8 protein-coding genes and 1 pseudogene are annotated in these 9,392 nt (G+C 41.9%); 7 read left to right on the top strand and 2 right to left on the bottom strand.

Annotated elements, in window-relative coordinates; all coding sequences use genetic code 11:
* The first annotated feature begins 60 nt into the window (after positions 1-60).
* The 5 genes from AOQ70_RS15535 (at position 61) to AOQ70_RS15515 (ending at position 4,382) form a co-directional block, all read left to right on the top strand.
* A complete protein-coding gene (locus AOQ70_RS15535; RefSeq protein ID WP_041086064.1) occupies positions 61-372 on the top strand; it encodes a PTS sugar transporter subunit IIB in 312 nt (103 codons plus the stop codon).
* A 3-nt stretch (positions 373-375) separates the two neighbouring features.
* Positions 376-708, top strand: coding sequence for a PTS lactose/cellobiose transporter subunit IIA (locus AOQ70_RS15530; RefSeq protein WP_059377186.1), 333 nt, complete (start codon positions 376-378; stop codon positions 706-708).
* Between the two features lie 25 nt (positions 709-733).
* On the top strand, positions 734-2,080 hold the full coding sequence (gene celB / locus AOQ70_RS15525; RefSeq protein WP_039179764.1) for a PTS cellobiose transporter subunit IIC: 1,347 nt from the start codon (positions 734-736) through the stop codon (positions 2,078-2,080).
* Positions 2,064-3,470: a glycoside hydrolase family 1 protein gene (locus AOQ70_RS15520; protein WP_059377183.1), complete on the top strand. Its 1,407-nt coding sequence runs from the start codon at positions 2,064-2,066 to the stop codon at positions 3,468-3,470. The genes celB and AOQ70_RS15520 overlap by 17 nt, the downstream gene beginning before the upstream one ends.
* Positions 3,471-3,659: 189 nt before the next feature.
* Positions 3,660-4,382, top strand: coding sequence for a GntR family transcriptional regulator (locus tag AOQ70_RS15515; RefSeq protein WP_024428032.1), 723 nt, complete (start codon positions 3,660-3,662; stop codon positions 4,380-4,382).
* Positions 4,383-4,429: 47 nt separating this feature from the next.
* On the opposite strand, the gene zwf is transcribed toward AOQ70_RS15515, so the two are convergent.
* Complete coding sequence (zwf, locus tag AOQ70_RS15510) at positions 4,430-5,905, bottom strand: glucose-6-phosphate dehydrogenase (protein WP_059377179.1); 1,476 nt, start codon at positions 5,903-5,905, stop codon at positions 4,430-4,432.
* Between the two features lie 221 nt (positions 5,906-6,126).
* On the opposite strand from zwf, the gene rnz reads away from it, so the two are divergent.
* Positions 6,127-7,056 carry a ribonuclease Z gene (rnz, locus tag AOQ70_RS15505; protein WP_059377176.1) on the top strand — a complete coding sequence of 310 codons (930 nt, stop codon included), beginning with the start codon at positions 6,127-6,129 and terminating at the stop codon, positions 7,054-7,056.
* 139 nt (positions 7,057-7,195) lie between these two features.
* Positions 7,196-8,502: pseudogene (locus tag AOQ70_RS15500) on the top strand (aminotransferase class I/II-fold pyridoxal phosphate-dependent enzyme).
* Positions 8,503-8,548: 46 nt separating this feature from the next.
* Here AOQ70_RS15500 and AOQ70_RS15495 read toward each other — a convergent pair.
* Positions 8,549-9,313, bottom strand: coding sequence for an alpha/beta fold hydrolase (locus tag AOQ70_RS15495; protein WP_024422899.1), 765 nt, complete (start codon positions 9,311-9,313; stop codon positions 8,549-8,551).
* Positions 9,314-9,392 lie beyond the last annotated feature (79 nt).

The following is a 9,392-nucleotide window of genomic DNA, read 5'->3' as shown; positions in this document are numbered from 1 at the left end:
AAAATAAAAATATATAATATTAATTGGAAGCGCTTTTATTACAACAATGGGGTGAGAGAAATGAAACGTATTTTATTAGCATGCAGTTCAGGAATGTCTACGAGTTTACTAGTGACAAAGATGAAAGCACATGCCGATTCAATTGGGGACGAAGCAGAAATTTGGGCAGTTGGGCAAGATCAAGCGAGAAAAGAAATGGCGAATGCGGATGTTGTGTTAATCGGACCGCAAATGAGCTTTTTAAAAGGAGACCTTCAAAAAGAAGCAAAAAAATACGGGATTGAGGTAGAAGTCATTGATATGCAGGCATACGGGCTTGCCGATGGACAAAAAGCGTATGAACAGGCACTTACACTGATGGGGGAATCTTAAAGGATGGAAAAGAAAACACTCGAAGGGCTCACGGAGGAACAAGTCAGCTTTCAATTGATCTTACACAGCGGGAATGCACGCAGCAAATTGCTCGAGGCTCTTAAACAATATCGAGAAGATCTAGAAGAACAGGCTTTTGGTCTCATGAAAGAAGCGGAAGAAGATTTACGGCATGCACATGACATCCATTTTCAACTCGTGCAGAAGGAGGCAGGAGGAGAAACAACATCCTTTTCCTTACTGCTCATGCACGCCGAGGATCACTTAATGTCGACTATTACCATCAAGGAGCTTGTGGGAGAGCTCCTGCCGATATTCCAATCGCTGAAACAATAAAGGGTGTAAACAAGGGGGGAAACCAATGTTTGATAAAATAAGTGCCATTTTGGTTCCGATTGCTGGGAGATTGAACAACAACCGCTATTTAGGCGTATTACGGGATGCCTTTATGCTTGCGTTCCCGCTCACCATCTTTGGTTCCATTATGGTTGTGCTGATGAATTTGCCATTTTTAGATAAAATCATGAGTAAAACCGTACTGGAAGGCGTCCAGTCTGCACTGAATATCGCACCGAGTGCAACCATCAGCATTATGAGTGTGTTTGTTGTATTTGGGATCGGCTACTATTTATCAAAAAGCTATGATGTAGAAGCTGTCTTTGGCGGCGTGATTGCTTTAGCCTCTTTCTTGCTTCTGACTCCGTTTTTACTAGAACAAGAAGGCGGTGCAACGATTGCAGGCGTCATCCCAGTCGATCGTTTAGGTGCAAAGGGGATGTTCCTAGGAATGATCACAGGCTTTTTATCTGCTGAAATTTATCGTTATTTTGTCCAGAAGAAATTTGTGATCAATATGCCGCAAGGGGTTCCGCCAGCTGTTTCCAAGTCTTTTGCTGCACTGATCCCGGCTACTTTGACACTTACAACCTTTTTATTAATTAATATCATCATTACACAAGGCTTCAAAACAAATATGCATGATCTGATTTATCATGCAATTCAGGCGCCACTTGTCGGTCTTGGAAGCGGTATCATTCCGACGTTGATCGCTGTTTTCTTTATACAAATTCTTTGGTTCTTTGGGCTTCACGGTCAAATTATTATCAACTCTGTCATGGATCCGATTTGGAATACATTATCCATTCAAAACCTAGAGAGCTATACAAAAACAGGTGAGGTTCCTAATATCATCAGCAAGCAGTTTATTGAAATCTATACGGTTGGAATGGGTGGAACCGGTATGACGCTTGCTGTTGTGTTTACCATTTTAATTTTCCTGAAAAGTAAGCAATTAAAACAAGTAGCCAAGCTCGGCTTAGGACCAGGATTATTTAACGTCAATGAACCGATTATCTTCGGTTTACCAATTGTCATGAATCCACTTATTCTGATTCCGTGGATTTTGGCGCCAATGGTCATTACATGTATTACTTATTTTGCGATGGCATCAGGCATTGTACCGCCGCCTACAGGAGTGAATATCCCGTGGACAGTTCCAATCTTTATTAGCGGAATGATGGCGACAAATTCACTAGCTGGCGGTCTGCTTCAGTTGTTTAACCTGATGATTGTGTTTGTCATTTGGTTCCCGTTCCTGAAATTTATTGACCGGATGAATGTGAAAAATGAAAAAATAACGACAACAGAAAATACGAAGGCAGCAAACATCAAAGGTGAAGGAGACTCAATACATGTCGATGGAAACTAACAAGCAATCATATACATTTCCAGAAGGTTTCTGGTGGGGATCTTCTGCTTCTGCGACGCAAACGGAAGGGAGCGTCCCTGGTGATGGAAAGGGACCGAACATTTGGGATCATTGGTTTGAACAAGAGCCGACTCGTTTTTTTGATGGCGTAGGGCCGAACGTGACATCTCAATTTTATCGAAAATATAAAGAAGATATCCGTCTAATGAAAGAAATTGGCCACAATTCATTTCGGCTGTCGATTTCATGGTCACGCCTTTTACCTGAAGGAACAGGTGCAGTCAATGAAGAAGCGGTGTCCTTTTATAATGATGTGATCAATGAACTGATTGCACATGATATCGAGCCATTTGTGAACCTATACCATTTCGATATGCCAATGGCGCTGCAGGAGAAAGGCGGCTGGGTGAACAGACAGTTGGTCGACGATTATGTCAGCTATGCGACATTATGCTTCCAATTATTTGGTGACCGGGTGAAAAAATGGTTTACCCATAACGAACCGATTGTCCCTGTAGAAGGCGGATATATGTATAGCTTTCATTATCCAAACGAAGTCGATTTCCAAAAGGCTGTGCAGGTCGGTTTTCATGAACTGTTATCAAATGCGAAGGCGATTGCGGCTTATAAAGAGATGCAGCAAGACGGTAAGATTGGCATCATCTTAAACCTGACCCCTTCGTACCCGCGAAGCCAGAATCCGCGCGATGTAGAAGCAGCTGAGATGGCCGATGCTTTCTTTAACCGCTCCTTCTTAGATCCTGCGGTGAAAGGACATTTCCCGGAAAAACTAGTAGAAGTCTTAAAGAAAGAAGGCTTTATGCCAAGTATGGAAGAAGGGGATCTTGAGCTGATTCAAGAGAATACGATTGATCTTCTTGGCATCAACTATTATCAGCCAAGAAGAGTGAAAGCGAAAGAGCATATGCCGCATCCTCAAGCACCATTTATGCCGAACCATTACTTTGATTCTTTTGAAATGCCGGGAAGAAAAATGAATGTGTATCGAGGCTGGGAAATCTATGAAAAGGGCATTTACGATATATTGAAAAAAGTCCAGACAGACTATGATAATATCGAATGCTTTATTTCTGAAAATGGAATGGGTGTCGAAGGAGAAGAGCGGTTTAAGGATGAAGAAGGAATGATTCATGACGATTACCGTATTGACTTTATATCTGAGCATCTCAAATGGGTGCATCAAGCGATTCAAGAAGGAAGCAATGTGAAAGGTTATCATCTGTGGACATTTATGGACAACTGGTCTTGGTCGAATGCATATAAAAATCGTTATGGATTTGTCTCAGTTGATCTTCAAAAAGACGGGAAACGAACGATTAAGAAGAGTGGATACTGGTTTCAATCAGTTTCAAAGAATAACGGTTTTTAATCAAAATACTTGCTCTTTCCTTGAAAAGGGCAAGTATTTTTCTTATGTGACGGTAAGTGGATGAAACAAAAATGGCTGGCACCTTTTAAGCTCACATCCCTTAGTGTAGAATGAGAAGAAGGCTAAAAAACGCCATATTCCTTCTTGAAATAAGGCGCTATGAAAAAACAAGTCAGTTGGTGGTGTGAGATGAAGAAGTACGAACTCATTTCAGAAGAAATCAGAAAACGAATAGGAACAGCATATTATCCAGAAGATCAACCCATTCCAGATGAAAACTCGCTTGCCGCTGAATTTCAATGCAGCAGAATGACGATGAAGCGTGCGCTTGATCTTCTCGTTGCAGAAGGTCTGCTCTTTAGAAAAAGAGGCCACGGTACATTTATTGTGAAGGCGGCGCTCAATCAAGGGGCCATCAATGTATCAGGCCATGAAAATAAAGGGTTCACAAAAGTCATGGCGGATAAAAACGTCACGACTCAAATCATTCACTTTGATGTCCATTTTCCAAGCGAAGAGGTGGCAGCCCATCTATCTATTGACTCAACCACACCTGTTTATGATATCATCCGGCTCCGTCTTGTGGATGAAGAGCCTTATGTATTAGAAAAAACGTTTATGCCTGTCAATCTCATTAAGGGCATAGATGAAGAAGTTCTACTGGGTTCTATCTATGGCTATATTTCAAATGAGCTTCATTTAAAAATAGCAGGAGCGCACAAGAAAATTAGAGCGGCTAAATCAGATCAGCTGGATCAGCAGTATTTAGGGTGTGACCCAACAGATCCTGTGCTTGAAGTCGAGCAGGTTGCTTATTTAAACGCAGGGCAGCCATTTGAATATTCGTTTAGCCATCATCGCTATGATAAATTTGACTTTTCAACGGTTGAAATCACGAAAACAGGACGTTAAAAAAAGAGCAGAACCCCCGAGGGAGACTGCTCTTTTTTTATTTGATTTTATATATTCCACCAATGATATCCATCTTTTTCTAGAAGCTCATCCGCTTCTTTCGGTCCCATAGAACCAGCAGGATAGTTTGGTTTTAATGTTTTGTTTTCTGCCCATTTCTCAGAAATCGGATCAACGAAGTTCCAAGAAAGTGCTACTTCATCCCAGTGAGCAAAGTTTGTTGCATCGCCTAGTAAGCAGTCAAGAATCAGTTTTTCATATGCTTCTGGTGTATTCATGATGTCGTTATAGTTTGTTTGGTAGTCGAGTTTAATCGGTTTCGCATACGTGCCGCCATCCAGCTTGCGAGCATTCAGGTGAAGGGTGATGCCTTCATCTGGCTGAATATGAATGACAAGTAGGTTTGGATGCATGGCATTTCCGTTACCATAGTACAGGTTCATTGGAATGTCTTTAAATTGAACCACGATTTGAGTAGATTTCTTTTCTAACCGTTTTCCTGTCCGAATGTAAAATGGCACCCCGGCCCATCTAAAGTTATCAATCAGCAATTTCCCAGCCACAAATGTTTCTGTGTTTGAGTTCGGGTCAACATTTTGCTCTTTCAGATAAGAAGGAACCTCGCTGCCATCAATCGTACCCGTATCATACTGTCCGCGGACAAAGAATTGATCGACCTCATCTTTAGAGAAAGGACGAAGAGCGCGCAATACTTTCCGTTTTTCGCTGCGGATTTCCTCTGTATTCAGTTTAATTGGCGGCTCCATTGCTAAAAGGGCAACCATTTGAAGCATATGGTTTTGGACCATATCTCTTAGTGCACCAGAATTTTCGTAATATCGAGCCCGGTCTTCAACCCCCAATGATTCACTGGATGTTATTTGAATGTTTGAGATATAGCGGTTTGTCCAAAGCGGTTCAAAGATGGCATTCGCAAAACGGATAACCTCAATGTTTTGAACCATTTGTTTACCAAGATAGTGGTCAATACGATAAATTTGATCTTCTGTGAATGCATCACGAATTTCTTCATTTAATGTTTTCGCACTTGGCAGATCATGCCCAAATGGCTTTTCAATGACAAGTCGTGACCAGCCGGTTGTTTCTGATACGCCCTCACTCTTTAGGAACTTCGCAATCGTTCCGAAGAATTCCGGTGCCATAGCTAAATAGAACATGCGGTTATTTGGAATACTGTACGTATCTTCAAGGCCTGTTAGAAGCGTGTTAAGTGATTGATAGGAAGCAGGGCTTGATACGTCAAAATCGTGATAATAGAAATGTGAAATGAACTCTTCTGTTTTCGCTTCTGCATCATCAGAAGAAACAGATTCCTTTACCACAGATCTGAGGTCCTCATGAGACCACGGACGGCGTCCAACTCCAACAACAGCGAATTGATCACCGAGCTTTCCGCTATGATAAAGTCTATGTATAGAAGGGTAGAGCTTGCGTTTGGCAAGGTCTCCTGTTGCGCCAAAAATGACAATGACTGCTTTAGGGTTGTTAGTTTCTGTATTCACGAGAAGTACCTCACTTTATTCGTAGCATTGTTGTAAAAACCGAGAATGTATGTACATTTTCTTTATTTTAAAGGTTCATTGTTCGTAAAGCAAACATTTGATTCGACTTTTTCTGCTCTCGTTTCACTTTTTTCAAAAATTCCGCTGAATTCACATTTACCTTGTCTTCATGTATTCTATATGAATGAAGATATTGTATACCGGCTTTAGGAGGAAAAGTAATGGAACTGCTCTTTTTAGGAACAGGTGCAGGCATTCCTGCAAAAACAAGAAACGTCACTTGCACAGCGCTAAAGCTTTTAGAAGAACGAAATGCAGTGTGGCTTTTTGATTGCGGAGAAGCAACGCAGCACCAAATCTTACATACAACGATTAAACCGAGAAAGATCGAGAAAATATTTATCACACATATGCACGGAGATCACGTATATGGCCTTCCGGGACTTCTTGGCAGCAGATCCTTTCAAGGCGGGGAGGATGAATTGACGATCTATGGACCAAAGGGCATCAAGGCCTTTGTAAACGCATCACTTTCAGCCTCGCAAACGCATTTGACATATCCGCTGCATATCATAGAAATAGAAGAAGGGATCGTATTTGAAGATGATACCTTTCGAGTAGAAGCAAGAAGAGTCTCTCACGGAATTCCAGCTTTCGGCTACCGGGTTGTGGAAAAAGATCTGCCTGGTTCATTAAAAGCCGAAGACCTAAAAGAAATCGGTGTAAAACCTGGACCTTTGTATCAGAAGTTGAAAAATGGGGAAACCGTGACACTCGAAGATGGAAGAACCATCGATGGAACCGATTATTTGGAACCCCCTAAAAAAGGGAGAATCGTTGCATTTTCAGGAGATACCCGTTTGTGCGAGAATATAACAAGGCTTGCCAAAAATGCGGATGTGTTAGTCCATGAAGCAACATTCGGTAAAGAAGATGCAGATTTAGCCTACAATTATTATCACAGCACAACAGAACAAGCAGCGAAAACAGCAGAGGAAGCAGGCGCAAAAAGGCTCATTTTGACCCATATAAGTGCACGTTACCAAGGAGAAGAGGCACTGAAACAACTGTTGAAAGAAGCCCGCGATATATTCCCGCTGACAGAAGCTGCACATGATTTCTCTTCTTTCCCCATTGAACGCACCCTGTAAAAATTGGATGAATCGTCAAAAAAAGTTGTGTGATTTTTTTGATATTTATGATGACGCTCTTTTTCAGGTAGTGGTAAAATGGTGAAGAAAAAACAAATGACGAATCAAACTATGAAGAATACGGGAGGCACAATCAAAGATGAGCGGTTTTACAGCATTAAGTGAAGCAGAATTGAATGACCTATATGTGGCACTACAAAATGAGTATGAAACTTACAAAAGTAAAAACTTGCACTTAGACATGTCTAGAGGGAAGCCTTCACCAAAACAGCTCGATTTGTCTATGGGCATGCTCGATGTTGTGACATCAAAGGATGCAATGACAGCTGAAGATGGCACAGATGTGCGAAACTATGGCGGCTTGACAGGCCTTCCTGAAACGAAGAAATTTTTTGCAGATGTACTTAATTTAAAGCCTGAACAAATCATCATCGGCGGTAACTCAAGCCTGAATATGATGCATGATACCATTGCACGTGCGATGACTCACGGCGTATGTGACAGCAAAACACCTTGGGGAGAGCTGCCAAAGGTAAAATTCCTTGCACCAAGCCCAGGGTATGACCGTCATTTTGCCATTTGTGAGCTATTTAACATAGAGATGATCACGGTCGATATGAAGGCTGATGGACCTGATATGGATCAGGTAGAAAAATTGGTCGCAGAAGATGAAGCGATTAAAGGCATTTGGTGTGTACCGAAATATAGCAATCCAGACGGCATTACGTATTCAGATGAAGTCGTTGACCGCTTAGCCTCAATGAAAACAAAAGCAGACGACTTCCGCATTTTTGGGATGATGCATATGCAGTCCACCATCTAACGGATACACCTGATACGTTAAAAGATATTTTTCAAGCAGTTGAAGAGGCAGGATACCCGAACCGTGTGTTTATGTTTGCGTCTACGTCTAAAATTACATTCCCAGGCTCAGGTGTTGCACTGATGGCGTCTAGCCCGGACAATGTGAGCTTTACTCAAAAGCAATTATCGATTCAAACGATCGGACCTGACAAAATCAATCAACTTAGACATCTTCGTTTCTTCCAAAATCCAGAAGGTTTGAAGGAACATATGAAAAAGCATGCAGCGATCATTAAGCCGAAATTTGACCTCGTTCTTTCCATTCTTGACGAAAAACTTGGCGGAAAAGATATCGCTGAATGGCACAAGCCAAATGGCGGATATTTCATTAGTTTAAATACACTTGATCATTGTGCAAAAGCGGTTGTGCAAAAAGCTAAAGAAGCAGGTGTCACAATGACAGGTGCAGGTGCAACATATCCATATGGAAAAGATCCGCTTGATCGTAACATTCGCATTGCACCAACATTCCCGGCTCTTGAAGAACTAGAGCAAGCGATTGACATCTTTACATTATGTGTTCAGCTTGTCAGCATTGAAAAGCTGCTTTCTGAAAAAAGTCAATCTGCTCCAACGGCATAAATAAAAGAAACTCCTTGACTCATAACGGGTCAAGGAGTTTTTCGTTTTAATTAGCAGTTTGATAATAGGAGACAGGTTGTTTGGCTGCGCACCATACATCATAGATGGCAAGCTGTACAATATGCGGTTCATCATGATGAATATAGTGCGAGCTGTTCTGCGCTTGAATCCATCCGCTTTGGGATGACAAAGACAGCATGCGTTTATGCAGTCTGAGCCAAGCTTCATGCGCTGGATGAAACAATCGGCTCTTACCTGATGAAATGACAAGAAGCGGCATCATCCCATAATGGGTTTGCTCCTCTTTGATTGTGCTTAACATTTGCTGAAAGTCCTCATGCGTACATTCTGCTGTAAATTGCGCCATATATGAAGTGCGTTCTTCCTTTGATAAAAGCGGCAGGATCACCTGCTCTTGTTCCTCACTTGCTGGGTCTAGCAGCACCATGCCGATGACATCATCTCCTCTTCGGCTTGCCCATAGCCGGCTGACAAGAGAGCCGAATGAGTGAGCGACGATGAGAAATGGCGGCTGAATATTGGCTTCTTTCAGCAGCGCATCTAAATCATCAGCGAGGTCATGCAATGTTCTTCCTTCACCGCTCTCACTGCTCTTTCCATTTCCTAAACGGTCGTATAAGAAAACCCCAAGCTCTGGGTCAATATCACGGGCCATATTCGACCACGTATCACTAGAAATGCCGTAGCCAGCTTCAAAGATAATCGTGGCTTGCCTTTTGCCTTGACGATGTTTTGTATAAAAATGGTGTCCATCTATATGATACATTTTTTCAATCATTGCCGAATTCATTCTTCCATCTCCTCTAAGTGGTTCTTTAGCTAAAAGACGGCACAAAAGGCAGATATGTTTCTCTTAAAAACAAAAAAGA

The sequence above is a fragment of the Bacillus sp. AM 13(2015) genome (assembly GCF_001518755.1).
GTDB classification, from domain to species: Bacteria; Bacillota; Bacilli; order Bacillales; family Bacillaceae; genus Bacillus; species Bacillus safensis.
This window is presented reverse-complemented; position numbering and strand designations above follow the sequence as displayed.